General features: G+C 55.8%; 20 protein-coding genes. 16 read left to right on the top strand and 4 right to left on the bottom strand.

Going from position 1 to position 20,789, the window contains the following annotated elements; genetic code table 11:
* Positions 1 to 76: 76 nt before the first annotated feature.
* From hfq to JYB84_RS14870, 16 genes are all read left to right on the top strand, one after another.
* Positions 77 to 352 (top strand): RNA chaperone Hfq, encoded by a 276-nt coding sequence (gene hfq / locus JYB84_RS14945; RefSeq protein ID WP_207320820.1) that lies wholly within the window; start codon positions 77 to 79, stop codon positions 350 to 352.
* Between the two features lie 20 nt (positions 353 to 372).
* The gene (gene hflX / locus JYB84_RS14940) at positions 373 to 1,680 is read left to right on the top strand and encodes a ribosome rescue GTPase HflX (RefSeq protein ID WP_207320819.1); all 1,308 of its coding nucleotides are present in this window, start codon (positions 373 to 375) and stop codon (positions 1,678 to 1,680) included.
* Between the two features lie 36 nt (positions 1,681 to 1,716).
* Positions 1,717 to 2,856, top strand: a complete 1,140-nt coding sequence (hflK, locus tag JYB84_RS14935) for an FtsH protease activity modulator HflK (RefSeq protein ID WP_207320818.1) — start codon at positions 1,717 to 1,719, stop codon at positions 2,854 to 2,856.
* 2 nt (positions 2,857 to 2,858) lie between these two features.
* The gene (hflC, locus tag JYB84_RS14930) at positions 2,859 to 3,785 is read left to right on the top strand and encodes a protease modulator HflC (protein ID WP_207320817.1); all 927 of its coding nucleotides are present in this window, start codon (positions 2,859 to 2,861) and stop codon (positions 3,783 to 3,785) included.
* 314 nt (positions 3,786 to 4,099) lie between these two features.
* Positions 4,100 to 4,690 (top strand): ubiquinol-cytochrome c reductase iron-sulfur subunit, encoded by a 591-nt coding sequence (gene petA, locus JYB84_RS14925; RefSeq protein WP_207320816.1) that lies wholly within the window; start codon positions 4,100 to 4,102, stop codon positions 4,688 to 4,690.
* Entirely contained in the window at positions 4,690 to 5,904 is a 1,215-nt protein-coding gene (locus JYB84_RS14920; RefSeq protein ID WP_207320815.1) for a cytochrome b, read from the top strand. The genes petA and JYB84_RS14920 overlap by 1 nt, the downstream gene beginning before the upstream one ends.
* On the top strand, positions 5,904 to 6,599 hold the full coding sequence (locus JYB84_RS14915) for a cytochrome c1 (protein ID WP_207320814.1): 696 nt from the start codon (positions 5,904 to 5,906) through the stop codon (positions 6,597 to 6,599). The genes JYB84_RS14920 and JYB84_RS14915 overlap by 1 nt, the downstream gene beginning before the upstream one ends.
* 95 nt (positions 6,600 to 6,694) lie before the next feature.
* A complete protein-coding gene (gene sspA, locus JYB84_RS14910; protein ID WP_207320813.1) occupies positions 6,695 to 7,324 on the top strand; it encodes a stringent starvation protein SspA in 630 nt (209 codons plus the stop codon).
* A complete protein-coding gene (locus JYB84_RS14905) occupies positions 7,324 to 7,767 on the top strand; it encodes a ClpXP protease specificity-enhancing factor (RefSeq protein WP_207320812.1) in 444 nt (147 codons plus the stop codon). Before sspA ends, JYB84_RS14905 begins: the two co-directional genes overlap by 1 nt.
* 147 nt (positions 7,768 to 7,914) lie before the next feature.
* A complete protein-coding gene (locus JYB84_RS14900) occupies positions 7,915 to 8,484 on the top strand; it encodes an anthranilate synthase component II (protein WP_207323253.1) in 570 nt (189 codons plus the stop codon).
* Positions 8,485 to 8,607: 123 nt separating this feature from the next.
* A complete protein-coding gene (locus JYB84_RS14895) occupies positions 8,608 to 11,088 on the top strand; it encodes a S9 family peptidase (protein ID WP_207320811.1) in 2,481 nt (826 codons plus the stop codon).
* Positions 11,089 to 11,232: 144 nt separating this feature from the next.
* Positions 11,233 to 12,375, top strand: coding sequence for an HDOD domain-containing protein (locus JYB84_RS14890; RefSeq protein WP_207320810.1), 1,143 nt, complete (start codon positions 11,233 to 11,235; stop codon positions 12,373 to 12,375).
* Positions 12,376 to 12,728: 353 nt separating this feature from the next.
* A complete protein-coding gene (locus JYB84_RS14885; protein ID WP_207320809.1) occupies positions 12,729 to 13,946 on the top strand; it encodes an aspartate aminotransferase family protein in 1,218 nt (405 codons plus the stop codon).
* Positions 13,947 to 14,069: 123 nt separating this feature from the next.
* Complete coding sequence (gene astA, locus JYB84_RS14880) at positions 14,070 to 15,089, top strand: arginine N-succinyltransferase (RefSeq protein ID WP_207320808.1); 1,020 nt, start codon at positions 14,070 to 14,072, stop codon at positions 15,087 to 15,089.
* Between the two features lie 9 nt (positions 15,090 to 15,098).
* The gene (astD, locus tag JYB84_RS14875) at positions 15,099 to 16,559 is read left to right on the top strand and encodes a succinylglutamate-semialdehyde dehydrogenase (protein ID WP_207320807.1); all 1,461 of its coding nucleotides are present in this window, start codon (positions 15,099 to 15,101) and stop codon (positions 16,557 to 16,559) included.
* Between the two features lie 182 nt (positions 16,560 to 16,741).
* A complete protein-coding gene (locus JYB84_RS14870; RefSeq protein ID WP_207320806.1) occupies positions 16,742 to 17,539 on the top strand; it encodes a DUF1338 domain-containing protein in 798 nt (265 codons plus the stop codon).
* 89 nt (positions 17,540 to 17,628) lie between these two features.
* Here the strand turns inward: JYB84_RS14870 and JYB84_RS14865 are convergent, their stop codons facing one another.
* The 4 genes from JYB84_RS14865 to crp form a co-directional block, all read right to left on the bottom strand.
* Positions 17,629 to 18,963: a sensor histidine kinase gene (locus JYB84_RS14865; protein ID WP_207320805.1), complete on the bottom strand. Its 1,335-nt coding sequence runs from the start codon at positions 18,961 to 18,963 to the stop codon at positions 17,629 to 17,631.
* Positions 18,960 to 19,634 (bottom strand): response regulator transcription factor, encoded by a 675-nt coding sequence (locus tag JYB84_RS14860; protein WP_207320804.1) that lies wholly within the window; start codon positions 19,632 to 19,634, stop codon positions 18,960 to 18,962. The genes JYB84_RS14865 and JYB84_RS14860 overlap by 4 nt, the downstream gene beginning before the upstream one ends.
* The gene (locus tag JYB84_RS14855; protein WP_207320803.1) at positions 19,615 to 19,944 is read right to left on the bottom strand and encodes a PepSY domain-containing protein; all 330 of its coding nucleotides are present in this window, start codon (positions 19,942 to 19,944) and stop codon (positions 19,615 to 19,617) included. The genes JYB84_RS14860 and JYB84_RS14855 overlap by 20 nt, the downstream gene beginning before the upstream one ends.
* A gap of 81 nt (positions 19,945 to 20,025) precedes the next feature.
* Entirely contained in the window at positions 20,026 to 20,661 is a 636-nt protein-coding gene (gene crp / locus JYB84_RS14850; protein WP_207320802.1) for a cAMP-activated global transcriptional regulator CRP, read from the bottom strand.
* Between the last annotated feature and the right edge of the window lie 128 nt (positions 20,662 to 20,789).

Here is a 20,789-nt window from a genome sequence, read left to right as displayed (position 1 = left end):
TTGCTGTATAATACTCAATCTAAACAAAAAACCATCTTGCTGCAGTTTTTGAATTTACATAAAAAAGGAAATAAAAATGGCTAAGGGGCAATCTTTACAAGACCCGTTTTTGAACGCACTGCGCCGTGAGCGCGTTCCGGTTTCTATTTATTTGGTTAACGGTATCAAACTCCAGGGACAGGTTGAGTCATTTGACCAATTCGTGATTTTGCTGAAAAACACCGTCAGCCAGATGGTGTACAAGCACGCTATCTCCACCGTTGTACCTGCCCGCCCATTCAATGTTGGCAGTCATCAGAGCGGTGGCAGCAACTACAATGCCCAACAGGATGACAATGGCAGTGCCGAATAAGGCCATAAGGGGTTCGCTTCTTGTTTGATCGTTATGAGGCGGGAGAAACAGCGGTTCTTGTCCATATCGACTTTTCCGACGAAAACAGCCGGGAAGATCTTGTCGAACTGCAGCTGTTGGTGGAATCGGCAGGCGCCCGCGCCGTCGGAGTGATAACCGGAAGCCGCCGCGCCCCGGATCGTAAATTTTTTGTAGGATCCGGCAAGGCCGAAGAATTGGCGGCCCTGGTCGCAGCCACCGACGCCAATGTGGTGATTTTCAACCATGCCCTGAGCCCGGCTCAGGAGCGTAACCTGGAACAGCTGTGTCAGTGCCGGGTGTTGGACAGAACCTCTCTCATCCTGGATATTTTTGCCCAGCGAGCCCGAACCCACGAAGGTAAGTTGCAGGTGGAGCTAGCGCAATTGCGCCACATGTCAACTCGCCTGGTCCGGGGCTGGACCCACCTTGAACGCCAGAAAGGCGGGATAGGTTTGCGTGGTCCGGGGGAAACCCAGCTGGAGACCGACCGCCGTTTGCTGCGTGATCGGATAAAGCACATTAACAAGCGCCTGGAAAAGGTAGACAAGCAGCGGGAACAAAGTCGCCGGGCCCGGCAGCGCAGTGATATGCCCACCGTATCCCTGGTGGGTTACACCAACGCAGGCAAGTCGACCCTGTTCAATGCCCTCACATCTTCAGAGGTGTATGCGGCCGATCAACTGTTTGCCACTCTGGATCCGACCCTGAGAAAATTGGAACTGGACGATGGCGCCGTGATCCTGGCCGATACCGTGGGTTTTATCCGTCACCTGCCCCACGATTTGGTGGCGGCATTCAAGGCCACGCTGCAGGAAACCCGTCAGGCCGATTTGTTGCTGCATGTGATCGATTGTGCCGATGAAAAGATGCATGACAACGTGGCCCAGGTGCAGGCGGTATTGGAAGAAATTGATGCACACGAGATCCCTCAGCTGCTCGTGTACAACAAGATCGATCTATTGGAAGCTGTTGAGCCCAAGATAGATTATGACGAGGATGGCAAACCCTACCGGGTTTGGTTGTCCGCCAGAGCGTCCCAGGGATTGGAACTGCTCGGTAAAGCCATTGCCCACCTGGTGGGCGAGGCCGTTGCCGAGCTGACGCTGAGGATCCCGGCCAAGGCCGGACATTATCTTGGTCAGTTTTACCGACTGGACGCGATACAGCAGAAAGAGTATGACGATCTGGGGAACTGTATCTTGTCTGTGCGACTTGCCGATGCCGATTGGCGCCGGCTGGCGAAACAGAGTCAAGGTGAGTTGGAAACCTTTATTGTCGATACAGCGACGGATAGGGTAGTTTGTTAACAATCTCGTTTATATCATCCGATTATGGAGCATTAAATGGCTTGGAACGAGCCCGGGAACAAGGGTAACGACCCTTGGGGAAACAGAGGTGGCAACGATAAAGGGCCACCGGATCTGGACGAAGTCTTTCGCAATCTCGCAAAGCGTTTTGGTGGTAAAGGCAATGGCGGTGGCGTCGGCCTGGGCGGTCTCAGCCTGGTGCTGGGTCTGGGCTTGGCTGTTTGGGGCCTGTCCGGTTTTTATACCATCAAGGAAGCCGAGCGCGGGGTGGCACTGCGATTCGGTCAACACATTGGCGAAGTCGGCCCCGGCCTGCACTGGAAGGCGACCTTTATCGATGAGGTCAGGCCCGTGGATGTGGCCAGCCGCCGTTCGATTCCCGCCTCCGGCAGCATGCTGACCGCAGACGAAAACGTGGTGCAGGTGGAACTGGATGTGCAGTACCAGGTCACCAATGCCTATCAATATCTTTTCAGTGCCGTGGATGCCAACTCCAGTCTGCGTGAAGCCACAGACAGCGCCCTGCGCTACGTGGTCGGCCACGCCCGCATGGATGACATTCTCACCACTGGCCGTGACAAGATCCGCACCGATACCTGGGCTGAACTTGAGCGCATCATTGAACCCTACAACCTGGGGTTGACAGTGATCGATGTGAACTTCCTGCCTGCCAGACCGCCGGAAGAGGTTAAAGATGCCTTCGACGACGCGATTGCCGCCCAGGAAGATGAGCAGCGCTTCATCCGTGAGGCCGAGGCCTACAAGCGGGAAGTGGAACCCAAGACCCGTGGCCAGGAGCAGAGGATCCGCGAGGATGCCCGCGCCTACAAGGAGCAGGTGATCCAGGAAGCAGAAGGTGCCGTGGCGCGTTTTGAAAAGTTGTTGCCCGAATACCAGGCTGCACCAGAGGTAACCCGTCAGCGTCTGTACATAGAAACCATGGAACGGATATTGGGTGACACCAACAAGGTGTTGGTTGATACCAAGAATAACGGCAACCTGATGTACCTGCCGCTGGACAAGATGATCCAATCGCAGGAGGCCGTGGGCAACGATGTTATGCAGACCAGCGAGCCGCAAGCGAATTCCTCACCCAATCCGGTGGGACGGGTCAGCAGCACACCTATGAGTGGTCGCCCCACCCGGGAAGAGCGCAGTCGCCAGGGGAGGCAATAATCATGAGTAAGTTTGTATTGGTAGTGATTGCCGCCATCCTGGGGGTCAGCGCATCGGCCCTGATGGTGGTCAGTGAAGGAGAAAGGGCGATAGTGTCCCGCTTCGGTGAAGTGGTAAAAGACAATATCGATGGCAAGCCGGTGACCCGGGTTTATGGGCCTGGTCTGCATCTCAAGGTGCCGGTGATCGACAAGATCCGTTACCTGGATGCCCGTATCCAGACCCTCGACGGTGCGGCCGACCGCTTTGTGACCTCAGAGAAGAAAGATCTTATGGTCGACTCCTACGTCAAGTGGCGCATCAAGGATTTTGAAAAGTATTACCTGTCCACCAATGGTGGTATCAAGTCCTTTGCCGAGTCCCTGTTGCAACGCAAGATAAACAGTGATTTGCGCACCGAATTCGGCCAGCGCACCATCAAGGAGATTGTGTCCGGAGTGCGCAGTGGTCAAGGCAACGAGCAAGAGGGCAGCAGCCGTGATGAACTGCAGCGCCGCGCTCTGCGCAATGCCGCCAAGAGCGCAGAAGATTTGGGTATTGAAGTGGTGGACGTGCGGGTGAAGCAAATCAACCTGCCAACCAACGTCAGTTCCAGCATCTTCCAGCGTATGCGCGCCGAGCGTCAGGCGGTAGCCAAGGAGCACAGGGCAAAAGGTCGCGAAGAGTCCGAGAAAATCCGTGCAACCACGGACGCCAACCGGGTGGTCAAGCTGTCAACGGCCAAGCGTAACGGTGAAGTGATCCGCGGTGAAGGTGATGCCATAGCGGCAAAAATTTACGCCGACGCTTACAACAAGGATCCGGAGTTTTTCGCCTTTGTCCGCAGCCTGGATGCTTACCGCGCCAGTTTCGATGGCAATTCCAATGTCATGGTGTTGGAGCCGGACAGTGAGTTCTTCCGCTATATGAAACACGCCAAGGCCAAATAAGCCTGAGTGAGATAAAAAAACCGGTCGCTTGACCGGTTTTTTTATGCATGCCATTGACTTAAAAGTGACCAAGCGCGATTGGCCACCGATAACAAGTAGTCAGTTAAATTAATTCAACATTAAATACGTTTTTTGCACTCAAGCTCAAAAAATCGCAATTCAAGTCCCGCCCCCAACGTCTTTTAACTATGATCTGGCTCTGGTTTTTCGCTATAATGAGCCCCGCCTAAAACTTTGATCTTGGTATCTGGGATTTATCTCATGCTAAGGTCTTGATAAAACAAAAATTCCAACACCCTCTGGGAGATATGTGGATGAGCAATGCGCCAGTCGATACCGGACGTCGCAGATTCCTGACAGCCGCAACCGCCGTCGTTGGTGGTGCAGGTGCCGTCGCGGCCGCGGTTCCTTTTATTAAGTCATGGAATCCGAGCGCCAAAGCGAAAGCTGCAGGTGCGCCGGTAGAAGTAAATATCAGTAAGCTGGAACCAGGCCAGTTGATTCGTGTTGAGTGGCGCGGTAAGCCCGTATGGGTGGTCCGCCGTACCGAAGCGGTACTGAAAGAGCTGCCAGTTCATGAAAATCAGCTGCGTGATCCTGCCTCTGAAGAAGAGCAACAACCAGAGTACGCCAAGAACGGTGTGCGCTCCATCAAGCCAGAGTACTTCATTGCCGTAGGTATCTGTACTCACTTGGGATGTTCACCCACCTATCTGCCGGATTCTTTCGGTGAGCAGGTTGAAGGTGTGTCTTCAGGCTTTTTCTGTCCATGCCACGGTTCCAAGTTCGATATGGCCGGCCGCGTGTTCCAGGGCGTACCCGCTCCATTGAACCTGGTGATTCCACCACACCAATACCTGGATGACGCCAACGTCATCATAGGTGTCGACGGAGGGAATGCATAATGTTCAAGAGCATGATCGATTGGATCGACGCCCGTATCCCGATGACGGCCACCTATAACCGTCACGTGGGCCAATATGCGACACCCACCAACTTCAACTTCTGGTACTTCTTTGGCTCGTTGGCCATGCTGGTGCTGGTTAACCAGCTGCTGACAGGTATCTGGTTGACCATGAACTACGTGCCAACCGCCGAAGGTGCCTTCGCTTCCGTTGAATACATCATGCGTGATGTGGATTACGGCTGGCTGCTGCGCTACATGCACTCCACCGGGGCCTCAGCCTTCTTCGTGGTGGTGTATCTGCATATGTTCCGTGGTCTGATCTACGGTTCCTACCAGAAGCCCCGCGAACTGCTGTGGCTGTTCGGTATGCTGATCTTCCTGGTATTGATGGCCGAAGCCTTCATGGGTTACCTGCTGCCTTGGGGACAAATGTCATACTGGGGCGCCCAGGTGATTATCTCCCTGTTCGGTGCTATCCCTGTTATCGGTGATGACCTGACCCTGTGGATCCGTGGTGACTACGTGATTTCAGGCGCTACCCTGAACCGTTTCTTCGCCCTGCACGTGATTGCCCTGCCGCTGGTGTTGGTGGTGCTGGTGTTCCTGCACCTGATTGCCCTGCACGAAGTGGGTTCAAACAACCCTGACGGTATCGAGATCAAGAAGAACAAAGACGAAAACGGTTGGCCGCTGGACGGCATCCCATTCCATCCTTACTACACAGTGAAGGATATCCTGGGTGTGGCCGGCTTCCTGATCGTGTTCTGCTACGTGATGTTCTTCATGCCTGAGGGCGGTGGTTACTTCCTGGAGGCGCCTAACTTTGAGGCTGCCAACCCAATGAAGACCCCTGAGCACATCGCGCCCGTATGGTACTTCACTCCTTTCTACGCCATTCTGCGTGCCGTTCCCAACAAATTGGGCGGTGTGGTGATGATGGGTCTGTCCATTGCGGTACTGTTTGTGCTGCCATGGCTGGATCGTTGTAAGGTGAAGTCTGTGCGTTATCGCAGCATGCTGCATCGCCTGAACATTGGTCAGTTTGCGGTTTCCTTTGTCATCCTGGGTTACCTGGGTGCTGTACCTGCAACACCAACCCTGACCATTGCGGCCCGTGTTTTCACTATCACCTATTTTGGTTTCTTCCTGGCGCTGTGGCTCTACAGCAAGAATGAAAAGACCAAGCCAGTTCCAACGAGGGTGACACACTAATGAAAAAATTACTGATTGCATTGGTTGCCATGGTGCCGGCTCTGGCGTTTGCTTCCGGCGGCAATGTGCACCTCGAAAAGGCCAACGTTGATCTGCATGACACCGAGTCACTGCAGCGCGGTCTGAACCTGTTCCAGCACTACTGTTCTGGCTGTCACAGCACCCAGTATCAGCGCTATGAGCGTGTGGCGACCGATCTGGGCGTGTCTTTGGACGATATGCGTGCCAACAACATCTTCACCGGTGCCAAAATCGGTGAGCTGATGGAAAACGCGATCCCAGCCAAAGATGCAGCCAAGTGGTTTGGTGCTACTCCTCCGGATCTGACTCTGGTGGCCCGTGTACGCGGTGAGGATTGGGTTTACTCCTACCTCAAGGGTTTCTATAAGGACCCAAGCCGTCCCTTCGGCGTGAACAACACTGTGTTCCCATCCGTGGGCATGCCACACGTGCTGCAGGAGCTGCAAGGTACTCCTGTTAAAAATGAACACGGTGAAACCGTTGCGAGCGGTGGCAAGCTGAATGCTGAAGAGTATGACCAAGTTGCCAAAGACATCACCGGCTTCCTGGTGTACTCAGCCGAACCCGTCAAACTGGAGCGTCAGGCGCTCGGTTGGTGGGTGATGGGCTTCCTGTTTATCTTCTTCATCATTGCTTACCTGCTGAAGAAAGAATATTGGAAGGATGTACACTAAGTACCAATAGCGGGTAAAATACTTTATCTGCATAGTGTCAACGGGGGGCTCTGCCCCTCGTTGTTTTTATTTTGTTTCGACTCTGGAGGGTATCAATGGCTCTTGCTGCCAATAAACGCTCTATCATGACCCTGTTCTCAGGCGCCGATGATCTGTATAGCCACCAAGTGCGCATAGTGTTGGCTGAAAAAGGGGTAACCGTTGATGTATTGCAGGTCGATCCCAATGACATGCCTGAAGATCTGCTGGAACTGAACCCTTACAATTCAGTGCCTACCCTGGTGGATCGTGAGCTGGTGCTGTACGAATCCCGTATCATCATGGAATACCTGGACGAGCGTTTCCCGCATCCGCCACTGATGCCAGTGTATCCTGTTTCCCGTGGCCAAAGCCGCCTGATGATGCACCGCATAGACACCGACTGGTATACCCTGGTCGAGCGCATCAAGAAGGGCGATCGTGCCGATGCAGCCCGCAAGGAGCTGCGCGAAGGCCTGATCTCCATATCGCCCCTGTTCGGTGAAATGCCTTACTTCATGAGCGAAGAATTCGGTCTGGCCGATTGTTACCTGGGCCCCTTGCTGTGGCGTCTGCCTGCCCTGGGTATTCAGCTGGACACCGGCATAGCCAAAGATATCAAGGCCTACATGGCGCGCATTTTCGAGCGTGACTCCTTCAAGGCGTCACTCACCGAAGCCGAGCGCGAAATGCGCATGGGTCTGTGATGAAACCTTTGACACCCAGCCGTCCCTATCTGTTGCGGGCCTATTATGACTGGTTGATGGACAACCGGCTTACGCCCCATGTGGTGGTGGATGCCTTTTTCAAGGGCACCCAGGTCCCCCAGCAATATGTGAAGGATGGCCAGATAGTGCTTAACATTGCCGCAGGTGCCGTGGGTAACCTGCAAATTGGCAATGATGCGGTGGAATTCAACGCCCGTTTTGGCGGTGTCCCTCAGCACGTGGTGTTGCCCATGGGTTCCATAGTGGCCATCTATGCCCGCGAAAACGGTGCCGGCACAGTGTTTGATGCCGAAGATGCCTACCTGCTCGACGAGGATGAGGCCGCCCTGCTGGACGTGGTTGACAGTCAAAAGCCCGATCCCGACAGCGAGCCGCCCAAGCCAGAGAGCAAGCGTCGCAGCCATCTGACCCTGGTCAAATAGCCCGAACGTAATAAACACGCGGAAAGCCGGCAGTCGCCGGCTTTTTTATTGCCGCTCGCCGGGGTGATACTTAAGCACGACTGTGTTAGCATCTGCGCCCTGCACCGGCAGCCGTGCAAAACAAGCGAAATGGGGACAGCCACAGCCATGTTGCTGATGATAGACAATTACGATTCCTTTACCTTTAACCTGGTGCAGTATTTTCAGCAGCTGGGGCAGGAGATCATTGTCAAACGCAACGATGAGCTGACGATTGGCGACATCGAAGCCCTCAAGCCAACTCACCTGGTGATCTCCCCTGGCCCCTGCAGTCCCAACGAGGCCGGTATTTCCCTTGCTGCCATAGCGCATTTTGCCGATAAGCTGCCTATCCTCGGGGTATGTCTTGGTCATCAGGCCATGGCCCAGGCATTTGGTGCCAAGGTGGTGCGCGCCAAGCGGGTGATGCATGGCAAGACCAGCGACATCAGCCACTGCGGCGAGCGTCTGTTCCAAGGGCTTGCCCAGCCGCTGCGGGTGACCCGTTACCATTCCTTGTTGGTGGAATCCCTGCCAAGTGAGTTTACCCTGGATGCCTGGTATGACGACCCGGTCCATGGGCGTGAGATCATGGCCATGAGTCACAAACGGCTGCCGCTGTACGGGGTGCAGTTTCACCCTGAATCCATTCTGACGCAGCAGGGACACGAGCTGCTGGCCAATTTCCTCGGCCACTGAGCCAATTCCTGTTACAAGTTTTCCCCGCTTTTTTGGTCTTTGTCTGGCTCTATGCCCGCGCATCTGTGATATAACAGACGGCAAAAATTTGTCCCGCGGGAATAACAATAACAAGGACTCATGATGATTAGCCTCAAAAAACACTTTGCTGTCAGTGCTCTGGCATTAGCGGTACTCAGTGGTTGTGCCGCTACGGCCGACGCGTCCAAGGTGGCTTCCGAAAAGCCCCAGACTGCCAACTTCCTGCCGCCCCTGGCAACCCCTCCCAAGGCTGACCAAGCCCTGACCCTGAACCAGATCATGGCCAACCCGGATTGGATGGGGATCTTCGCCAAGGGTGCCTACTGGAGTGATGATGGCCGCTCTGTGTATTTTGAACGCCAGGCCAGCAATGCCCCGTTGACAAGCTACTATCAGCAGGCGCTGAACGGCGAGGCCCGTGAGCTGGCCCTGGATGAGCTGCATCAGGCGTCGCAGAAGGATGGCGTGCTCGACAACGGCAAACAGCGCAAGGCTTACATTTATCAGGGCAACCTGTTCGTTAAAAACCTGAGCGACGGCAGCATCCGCCAGCTGACCCGGACCAATACCGCCATCGATGGGGTACGCTTCCTTAATAATGGCGATCTGGCCTATTGGCAGGGGGATGCCATTTTCCGCATCCACGGCGACACAGGTCTGACCGAGCAACTCGCCGATATCAAGATGAGCAAGGCGCCCCAGGGGGTGCAGGAGCCATCGAGCTATATCGCCAAGCAGCAACACCGACTGATCAACTACGTGGCCCTGCAACAGCAAAATGCCAAGGACAAGCAGGCCTATCAGGAAAAGCTTCAGGCAGCAGATGCCAGCATGAGCGCCAAAAGTTGGTTCCTGGGTGACAGTGAAGTGGTATCCGAACTGAGTCTGTCTCCCGATGGCCGCTATGTCCTCCTGTCGCTCACCGACAAGGATTACAGCTGGCGCAAGGATCACGACATCATGCCCAACTACCTGGGCAAGGATGGATATGTCGACCCGGTGCCCGTGCGTGCCCGGGTTGCCGAAGACAAGGCCCCCGGCGAGCGTCTGGTGGTGCTGGATCTCAAGACTCACCAACAGATCAACGTCACCATTGAAGGTTTGACCGGCTTCGATGAGGACGTGCTGGCCAAGGTTAAGGCGGAAAACGCCAAGGCCAGGGGTGAAACCTACAAGAGTGAAAAGGCACCGCGTAAGGTGCAGCTGATGCAGGACTGGGGCTGGAGTCAGAGCGCCATCCAGTGGCACCCCACGGAAAACCGGGTGCTGGTGATGCTCGAGACCCTGGACAACAAAGATCGCTGGATTGCCGAAGTTAAACTGGAGCAGGGCAAGTTGGTCACAGAACACAGGCTGCACGATGATGCCTGGGTCAACTATGACTACAACCAGTTTGGCTGGCTGCCGGATGGCAGTATCTATTACCTGTCCGAAGAAACCGGCTTCTCACACCTGTATCTCAAGTCCCAGGGGGGCAAGGCACAGGCCCTGACCCAGGGGAAGTTCGTGGTCAGCGACATCAGCCTGAGCCCGGACAACAAGTTCATCTACTACCGCGCCAACAAGAACCATCCCGGTATTTACAATGTGTATCGGGTGGCACTGGACAGCGGTAAGGACGAACAGCTGACCCAGTGGGATGGCAACCTGGAGTACGTCTTGAGCCCGGATGGTGACAAGTTGCTGCTGACCGCATCACGCCGCACCGAGCCCAGTGAGCTCTTTGTCCAGACCATAGGCGGCGAGTTGCAGCAGCTGACCCATTACACCAGCGACGCCTTCAAGTCCTATCCCTGGCAGGCGCCCAATGTGGTGGCAGTACCTTCCACCCATGGTGCCGGCGAGGTTCACGCCAGGGTATACCTGCCACAGGGCTATGATGCGAGCAGCGCCAAGACCTATCCCGCCGTGGTGTTCAACCATGGTGCCGGTTACCTGCAGAATGCCGACTACGGCTTCTCCGGCTATTTCCGTGAGTTCATGTTCCACAACCTGCTGACCCAACAGGGTTATGTGGTGCTGGACATGGACTACCGTGGCTCCAAGGGCTATGGCCGTGACTGGCGCACCGCCATCTACCGCAATATGGGGCATCCAGAAGTGGAAGATCTCAAGGATGGCGTAAGCTGGCTGGCGGCCAATGCCAAGGTGGATCCCAAGCGGGTTGGCACCTATGGTGGCTCCTACGGCGGCTTCCTGACCTTTATGTCGCTGTTCACCGAGCCCGAGTTGTTCCAGGCCGGTGCCGCCCTGCGTCCTGTGGCCGATTGGGCCCATTACAACGCGGCATACACCTCAAACATTCTCAACACGCCCGATGATGATGCCATAGCTTACGAGCGCAGTTCTCCCATTGAGCATGCCCAGGGCCTCAACAAACCACTGCTGATCATGAGTGGGGTAATGGATGATAACGTGTTCTTCCAGGACAGCGTGCGCATGGTGCAGCATCTGATTGAACTGGAAAAACCCCAGTTTGAAACCGCCATCTACCCGGTGGAGCCCCACGGCTTCCGTCAGCCATCAAGCTGGCTGGACGAGTACCGTCGTATCTTCAAACTGTTTGAAGCCGAGCTCAAATAATGACAGGCCCCGCATTCGCGGGGCTTTTTATTTGCAACACGCTAAAATTGCAGAGACTTTTTGCGTACAATGTGCGTTAGGGCTGCCTGGTTGACCGGCGGCCGTCCCTTGGAATTCATTTTGGTAACTGGAGTTGGTGTCAGGGTGGCAATATCAGTAGCGGGTGGTATCAGACCGGGACAAGTAATCGCCATAGAGCGCAGGCTGTATCAGCAGCTGATCGTCGGTAAGCTCAAGAACCAGCCTGTGTTGGATGAGGTCGATGTTGAGCTGGAAGCCGCTGCCCATAAGCTGGAAATCGAGCGGGCGGCGGTATTCGAGCGCCTGCAAAAGCAATTGCAGGCCCGCGAGGTATTCGACGCCGTTTCGGCCCAGCTGATAGATACGGTTGCCCGTGACATTGAACTGAATCTGGCGGAGCCCAAACGCCTGTTGCCGAAAATTGGCCTCAGCGAAAACCAGCTGTCGCTGCTGGAAATGCTGCATCTGGCCAATCCCGAATTCAATCGCATGCGCTTGTTGATTTCCGATCTGCACTTTCTGGTGCGGGATCTCACCAATATGGTCAACAGCCCTGCATTTCGTCTGCGCCACCCCCAGCGGGCCGATGTGCGGGTGGTGGACATCAAGCTGGTGATGAACTTTATCGGCCTGGAAAACCTGCGTACCCTTATTCCTTACTATTGTCTGCGCAACTGGCTGCCCAGCGGCCATACCAGTCTGCTGTGGACCAACCGCAAACTGTGGCGCTACTGCATCATGACCGCCCGTGCCGCCCAGGCGCTGGGCAAGCTGCACGAGCGCAATGAGGCGCTGCTGTATGGCACTTCCATGATGAGTCAGCTGGGAACTTGTGCCGTGCTCGGTTGTTGCGCTGCCGCCTTTGAAAAACTCTGGGGCACCTGGTTGCGGGAGGCGAGTGCCAGCCGCGACAAGGAGGTATACGACGCCGTTATGGCCACCGAATTGCCGCCGGATCTGCTGCTCAATCAGGTGCTTGAGTATGCAGGCCACTTCAATTGGATGCTGCCGGAGCTGTGTAAGTTCTCCGACAGCCCCATGGTCAATCTGCTGCGGGAATTGGATCAACAACCCAGTTTTGCCGAGTTGTCATTGGATGCCAAACTGTTGGCCAAGGCCAGTTGTTTTATCCGGGTGATGTTGTTGGAAGAAGCCAGGATGCTGGAACCCCAGGAACGACGTCTGATGTATGACTATTATGAGCTGAGCGAGCAGGAAGTGCTGCGTCTCAAGGCCCAGAATTACCGCAAGATAGACCTGTTCTGAGTAACAGTCCCGGTACCGCTGAGCGGCGTCGGTTGCAAGCCCTGACAATTGGTTAATTATGCGTTATTGCTGCATAGGTTCGATAAAACAGCATAAATAAGATTTTTTATGACTATTTATGTCGAATTTCCCCGGTGTTAACGCTTGGTTAATGCAAATCTACAAATCTTTATGCACTGTGAACGCTGGCTTGCAGAATGATGATTGTGAAAAACTGGTATTTTGATCACAATTTAGCTAATAATGACTCTCCAGCAACACAAGCCTCTGCTGAGTCACTAACTCTAGATAAAGACAGGCAGCGATAACCGGCGATCTCAGCGGGGTCGCTTTCACACAAAGGATGATAAGGAATGAGTGACAAGATGAATCTGACACGTGCCCAATTTGATGAAGTTATGGTGCCTAACTATGCGCCTGCGGCGATAATTCCTGTCCGTGGCGAAGGCAGCCGTGTCTGGGATCAGCAAGGCAACGAGTATATCGATTTTGCCGGTGGTATCGCGGTTAACTGTCTTGGTCATTGCCATCCTGCCCTGGTGGAAGCACTCAAGACCCAGGGTGAGAAACTCTGGCACCTGTCCAACGTGATGACCAACGAGCCTGCGCTGGAGCTGGCCACCCGTCTTGTTAACGCGACCTTTGCCGAGCGTGTGTATTTTGCCAACTCAGGCGCCGAGGCCAACGAAGCCGCCCTCAAGCTGGCCCGTCGTTATGCCCTGGACAACTATGGCGAAGACAAGACCGAGATCATCGCCTTTGACAAGGCTTTCCACGGTCGTACCTTCTTCACCGTCAGCGTGGGTGGCCAGGCTGCCTACTCAGATGGCTTCGGTCCCAAGCCTCAAGCCATCACCCACCTGCCATACAATGACGTGGCTGCCCTCGAAGCCGCCGTGTCCGACAAAACCTGCGCCATCATGCTTGAGCCGCTGCAGGGCGAGGGCGGTATCATCAATGCCACTCCCGAGTTTCTCAAGGCGGTTCGCGCCCTGGCTGACAAGCACAATGCCCTGGTGATCTTCGATGAAGTTCAGACCGGCGTGGGCCGTACCGGTGAACTGTACGCCTACATGGGCACAGACGTGGTACCGGATATCCTGACCACGGCCAAGGCCCTGGGTGGTGGTTTCCCCATCGCCGCCATGCTGACCACGGCCAAGATTGCTGCCCACCTCAAGGTCGGTACCCATGGTTCCACCTACGGTGGTAACCCGCTGGCCTGTGCCATCGGCAATGCTGTGATGAAAGTGGTTAACACTCCCGAGGTGCTCGATGGCGTCAAGCATCGTGAGCAGCTGCTGCGCGATGGCCTAAACCGCATCAACGACAAGTACCATGTGTTCTCCGAAATCCGTGGTGCCGGTCTGCTGCTGGGTGCCGTGCTGAACGAAAAGTACCAGGGCCGCAGCCGTGACTTCCTCAATGCGTCGGTAGCCGAAGGTTTGTTAAGCCTGATGGCCGGTGCCAACGTGGTGCGTTTTGCCCCTTCTCTGGTGATCCCTGAGGCCGACATTGCCGAAGGTCTGGAGCGCTTCGAGCGCGCCGTGGCCAAGGTGGCCGCCGCCTGAATCCTTGGGCAGGGCACGGTCCCTGCCGATTCTGGAACAAAAAGCTGAGCCCCCTGCACACGCCGGGTACCCCTTGGGGTAGCCGGTCCGGGTTGCAGTGGGTGCAAGTGAGGAGAAACAGAGATGTTAATCATACGTCCTATCCGATCCAGCGATTTTGACGCGCTTTACCAGATCGCCGTGGAATCCGGCCATGGATTTACCTCTTTGCCGGTCAACAACGAGTTGCTGCAGAAGAAGATTGCCCGTTCCGAGGCGTCCTTCCTCAAGGAAGTGGAACGCCCCTTCGATGAAGGCTATCTGATGGTGCTGGAAGACACGGACACCGGCGATGTGGTGGGCACCTGCGCCCTGGAAGCCGCCGTCGGCATGGAAGATGCCTTCTACCACTACCGTTTGGGTACCGAGGTCTATCACTCGGAGCAGATCCATGTGCGCAACGAGGTGGAAACCCTGACCCTGTGCCATGACTACACCGGCGCCGCCGAACTGTGCACCCTGTTCCTGCGTGCTTCCTACCGCCGTGACAATAACGGCCGTATGTTGTCCCGCAGCCGTTTCCTGTTCCTGGCCCAGCATGCCGCCCGCTTCGGTGAAACCGTTATCGCCGAAATGCGCGGTGTCAGCGATGAGAGCGGCCATTCGCCCTTCTATGGCTGGCTGCAGAAGCACTTCCTCGGCATTGATTTTGTCGAGGCCGATTATCTGTCCGGTCTGGGGCAGAAGGCCTTTATGGCTGAGATGATGCCCAGAAACCCCGTCTATGTCTGTCTGTTACCGGAAGAGGCCCAGAAGGTCATAGGCGAGGTGCACACCAACACCCGTCCAGCCATCAGTCTGTTGCAGGCCGAAGGTTTCCGTTGTCGCGGTTACGTGGACATTTTCGATGGTGGCCCCACAGTGGAATGCAACCTGGCCGATATCCGCTCCGTGCGTGAGAGCCGCTTGCTGACCGTGACCATAGGCGAGATGCCCGCTTCAGACAGCTGTTATATTTTGTCCAATACCAAGTTGGCCGATTACCGGGCCAGCAGTGCCGATCTGCTGGTAAACGATAACGACGACAAGGTGATCCTGAGCCCCGAGCTTGCCGCCGGCCTGTTGGTCAGTGAAGGTGAGCAGGTGCGTGTACTGGCAATGTAGGAATCGATAATGACGCAATTTATTCAAGGCCAGTGGCTTGCTGGCGAAGGCAAGGACATGCAGTCCATCAATCCGGCCAATGGCGAAGTCATCTGGACCGGCAAGTCTGCCACACCGGCCCAGGTTGATGCTGCCGTGATGGCGGCCCGCAACGCCCAGTTTGACTGGTTTATGCTGGGTTTCGAGGGGCGTCAGGCCATAGTTGAGGCCTATCGTGCCCAGCTGGAGGCCAACAAGGCCGAGCTGGCCGAGACCATAGCCCAGGAAACCGGCAAGCCGGTATGGGAAACCCTGACCGAAGCCGCAGCCATGATTGGCAAGATTGGCCTGTCCATCAGCGCCTATCACAAGCGTACCGGCACCGAAGTCAATGACACCGCAGCCGGCCGCGCCGTGCTGCGCCATAAGCCCCATGGGGTGGTGGCCGTGTTCGGCCCCTATAACTTCCCCGGCCATCTGCCAAACGGTCACATAGTACCGGCCCTGCTGGCGGGTAATACAGTAGTGTTCAAACCTTCCGAACTGACCCCCAAGGTGGCCGAGCTGATGCTGCGCCTGTGGGAAAAGGCCGGTCTGCCCAAGGGCGTGTTGAATCTGGTGCAGGGTGAGGTGGAAACCGGCAAGGCGCTGGCCTCCCATCCGCAGCTCGACGGTCTGTTCTTCACCGGCAGTTCACGCACAGGTCACCTGTTGCACCAGCAATATGCCGGTCATCCGGGCAAGATCCTGGCCCTGGAGATGGGCGGTAACAACCCGCTGATCATCAAGGGCGTGAGTGATACCCGCGCCGCGGTACACGACATCATCCAGTCCGCCTACATCTCTTCCGGCCAGCGTTGTACCTGTGCCCGTCGTCTGTATGTGGAAAAAGGTGCCGCCGGTGATGCGCTGCTCAAGCAGCTGACCGAGGCAGTGAAAAAGATCCAGGTCGGTCCCTGGAATGCCGAGCCCCAACCCTTTATGGGCTCCATGATTTCCGAAGCTGCGGCCAAGGGCATGGTCGCGGCCCAGCGCAACCTGCAAAACCTCGGTGGCGTGTCCCTGGTGGAACTCAAGCATCTCAAGGAAGGCACGGGTCTGGTGTCTCCCGGTCTTATCGATGTGACCGAAGTGATCGAGCTGCCGGACGAAGAATACTTCGGCCCGCTGCTGCAGGTGGTGCGTTACAGCGACTTCGATGAAGCCATACGCCTCGCCAACGATACCCGCTACGGCCTGTCAGCCGGTTTGCTGGCCGACAGTCGCGATGACTTTGACTACTTCATGGCGCGCATCCGTGCCGGCATAGTCAACTGGAACAAGCAGATCACAGGTGCTTCCGGTGCCGCCCCCTTCGGTGGCGTGGGTGCTTCCGGTAACCACAGGGCCAGCGCCTTCTATGCCGCTGACTACTGTGCCTATCCGGTGGCCTCCATGGAAGCCGAGGCGGTCAGCATGCCCGCTACCCTGAGTCCGGGACTGAGCATATAATCAGTGACCAGAGTGGCCCCCGGGCCACTCTCTTTTTATCGGCTCATTTTAATAGCCCCATTTTTAATAGCTCTACTGTTAATAGCTCTACTTGTAATAGTCCCATTGAAATGCCTGCAGAACCTGCGGGCGTCGGTCGTGGCACCAGGCATCCCTGCCATGACCTTATGAAGGAGTGATAGATGCACACCGATGTAAACGCGCTGTTTGCCGCCCTGTGGCAGGATTATATTGAAATGACCCCGTCTGCGGCCCGCGTCCACGCGCTGCTGGGCAAGGGACAGGCCATCATCAATGACCACATTGCCCTGCGTACCTTCAATATTGCCAAGGTCAACCTGAGCGTGCTGGCGGCCCACTTCGAAGCCCTGGGTTATCAGGCCTGCGGTGATTATGTGTTTGAGGCCAAGAAACTCAAGGCCAAGCACTTCGAGCATCCGGACTCAACCCAGCCCAAGGTGTTTATCTCCGAGCTGCTGGTGGAGGAATTCAGCCCCGAGCTGCAGTCCACCATTCAGGGTCTTATTGCCCAGGTTGACGAGGCGGCCACCCGCGCCGAAAACTTCCTCTATTCCGGCCGTCACTGGGAGCTGGATTACGGCACCTACCAAAGCCTGCTGGCCGAGAGTGAGTATGCGGCCTGGGTGGCGGCCTTTGGGTACCGCGCCAACCACTTTACCGTGTCCATCAACCATCTGCCTGGCTTCAGCAGCATTCTTGAGGTAAACGACACCCTCAAGCAGGGTGACTTTGTGCTCAACAGCGTGGGCGGCGAGGTGAAGGGCTCTGCCGAGGTGCTGTTGGAGCAGTCATCCACCATGGCAGACAAGATCCCGGTGGCCTTCAAGGACACCAGCGTCGAGATCCCAAGCTGCTTCTACGAGTTTGCCCTGCGCTATCCCAAGGCCAATGGCGAGCTGTACACCGGCTTTGTGGCTGCCTCGGCGGACAAGATTTTCGAGAGCACCAACGTTAACTAAGCTGGCGTTAGCCGATGCTGGTTTACTGATAAAAATCCCGGCCATGGCCGGGATTTTTATTGGTTGAAATTTATATGCCAGTCAGGGGTTTACTGGGGCGGCAGGCTGAGGGTGACCTTGAGGCCGCCGAGGCGCTCACCGCACTCGAAACTCAATCCCAAGTCATACTGCTCACAGATTTCCTTCACTATCGACAAGCCCAGGCCATGGCCACTGACGGCCTCATCAAGGCGTTTGCCGCGCTCGGTCAGCTCATGCAGCCGCTGCTCATCTACCCCGGGGCCATCATCCTCTATACTGAGCCACAGCCTGTCATTGAGGGGATAGAGCCTGAGAATGACTTCGGCGCGCGCCCATTTACAGGCATTGTCCAGCAGGTTGCCTATCAGCTCCATGCCATCTTCCCGGTGCAGCGGCAACCTGGCGATACCGCGGGCCAGTTCCAGGTGAATGGGTATTTGCCGTCCCTGATGCACCCGCTCCAGGGTGGCACTGAGGCTTTCGAGATCCTTTGGTACCTGCAACTGGGCCGCCGGCAGCATGTCACCGGTGATCCTGGCGCTGGCGAGCTTTCGGGCAATCAGCCTGTGCATGGCATCGAGCTGCTGGGCCATGGTCTGGGCCAGTTCAGGCTGACTCAGGGCCAGGGTTTCCACCTGCTGCTGCATTACCGCCAGGGGCGTTTTCAGCCCGTGACTCAGGTTGCCAAGGTTATTGCGGCTGCGGGAAATCTGTTTGCCCGTGTATTCCAGCAGCTCGTTATAGGTGGCGGCCAGCGGGTGCAGTTCGGCGGGAATACTGTCCAGCTCCAGGGCGCGGATCTCGCCGTTTTTGAGTTGCGACAGGGCCTGTTTAATCTGCCTTAACGGCTTGAAGGACTGGCGCAGCACAATAAAGATCCCCGCCAGCATAGCAAGCAGCATGCCGAGGTTGACCATTAACTTGGTGCCGTTGATTTCACTGAACACCTTGCGGCCAATACTGAGATCCTGGGCCACGGTCAGGGTGGCACTGACGCTGCCATCGCTGGAGGCAAGCCCCAGCGACAGCAGTTGCATATCGTGATTCTTTGGTCCCTTGGCCTGCCAAACCCGGGTCTGGCCGGCACTCAGGGGCTGGGTGTCCAGTTGTTGGTCCCACAGGGAGCGGGAGCGGATTACCTGGTCGCTGAGGTTAAGCTGGTAATAGCGGCCAGAAAAGGCCGGCCGATAGAAACCTGACAGTTGGCTTTCATCTATGTGGATGGCACCATCGTGAATTTCGGTAGCCAGCACTATGTGCTCGAGATCTTCCTCCAGGCGATTGATGATGGAATCATGAAAGGCCTGACGCAGCACGGATTCAAACAGTGCCAGGGCCACCAGGGTGGCCACTATCACCAGTGCCGTCAGCCACAGGCTCAGCTTGGCACGGATTGAAATCATAGGTTGATGCCGTGGAAGATATAGCCCTGGCCGCGGCGGGTTTCGATGGCGCTCTTACCGAGCTTTTTGCGCAGATGGGTGACATAGACTTCCACCACGTTGCTCTCTTTCTCATCGTCAAACTGGTACAGCTTGTCGGAGATCTGCGCCTTGGACAGCAGTTTTTTCGGTGACAACAGAAACAGCCGCAACAGGCGGAATTCCATGGCGGTCAACTCGTATTCCCTGCCTTCGACGACCACAGTTTGCTGGGATTCGTCCAGGGTAACGCCGCCGAAACTCAGGGATTTCTGTTGGCCGGTGGGACGGCCCTGGGCGCGCTGGATCAGCGCCTGAATACGGGCCAACAATTCCTGGGTATGGAAGGGTTTACCCAGGTAATCATCGGCACCGGCGTTGAAGCCTTCCACTTTTTCATGCCATTGGCTGCGGGCGGTCAGCATGATCACCGGCATCATCAGGCCTTCTGCGCGCCAGCGGCTCAGCAGCTCAAGACCATTGCCGTCCGGCAGGCCAATATCGAGAATCACGCAGTCATATTGGGCTTCACGGACCAGATAGTCGGCCTCGCTGGCATTGGCTGAGGTATCGGTAACATAGCCGGCTTGTTTGAGCTGTTTTTGCAGCTCCAGCACCAGCTCGGTATTGTCTTCAACGAGTAGCAGTTTCATCTAAATCGCACTCTTGGGGTATGTCGGTTTGGGGGTGGCCCGTGCTCGCATCCAGGCTAAGCCTGATTATCTGACCATGTTGCAGCGCAAACTGCAAATCGTAGCGCCAACGGTCGTTCTCGCTGTACAGCCTGGCATCAAGCAACTCACCGGGACACAATTCCCTGAGTCCGGCCAAGGTGGTTTCCAGGGAGAGGATTTGGCCTGCGGCTACCAATTGCTTGGCCTGATAGTGATGCAGTTCAATGGGATTGGCTGCGGCGGTCAGGGAAACCAGGAGGCCGCAACAGAGCAGTAAGGGCCTGAACATGGGGACTCCAAAAAACAAAAAGTGGCGCGGGAATTAACCCGGCCACTTTATCCAAGCAGGCTTAAGCCAAGATGAAGGCGTTTAGCGGGTACCGTATACCACTATGGTTTTACCGTGTGCCTGGATCAGGTTCTGCTCTTCCAGCATCTTGAGAATGCGGCCCACGGTTTCGCGGGAGCAGCCGACTATCTGGCCTATTTCCTGACGGGTGATCTTGATTTGCATACCGTCGGGGTGGGTCATGGCATCGGGCTGTTTGGCCAGGTGCAGCAGGGTTTGGGCGATACGACCGGCAACGTCCAGGAAGGCCAGGTTGCCGACCTTTTGACTGGTGCTTTGCAGACGCAGTGCCATCTGGGATGCCAGTTTCATCAGTATTTCAGGGTTTACCTGGATCAACTGCTTGAATTTCTTATATGAAATTTCCGCAATTTCACAGGCTTGCTTGGCACGAACCCAGGCGGTACGCTCGGCCTGTTCTTCAAACAGACCCAGTTCACCGATGAAATCACCCTGGTTCAGATAAGAAAGGATCATTTCCTTACCTTCTTCGTCTTTGATCAGCACGGCCACCGAACCCTTAACTATGTAATACAGGGTGTCCGAACCTTCACCGGCATGGATAAGGGTGCTCTTGGCCGGATACTTGTGAATGTGACAGTGGGACAGAAACCATTCCAGTGTCGGATCGGGTTTGGGTTTGCCAATCAGTGCCATAGTGAGTGTTCCTCGACTGATAAATACGAAAGTAAGAATTTTCTAAATAAGGAGTCTACGTCATTTTATTGCCCTAAACCTTGATACAGATCTTAGTTCAGTACTTTCGAATGGACGCAATAACTTAT

The organism is Shewanella cyperi (assembly GCF_017354985.1).
GTDB classification, from domain to species: domain Bacteria; phylum Pseudomonadota; class Gammaproteobacteria; order Enterobacterales; family Shewanellaceae; genus Shewanella; species Shewanella cyperi.
This window is presented reverse-complemented; position numbering and strand designations above follow the sequence as displayed.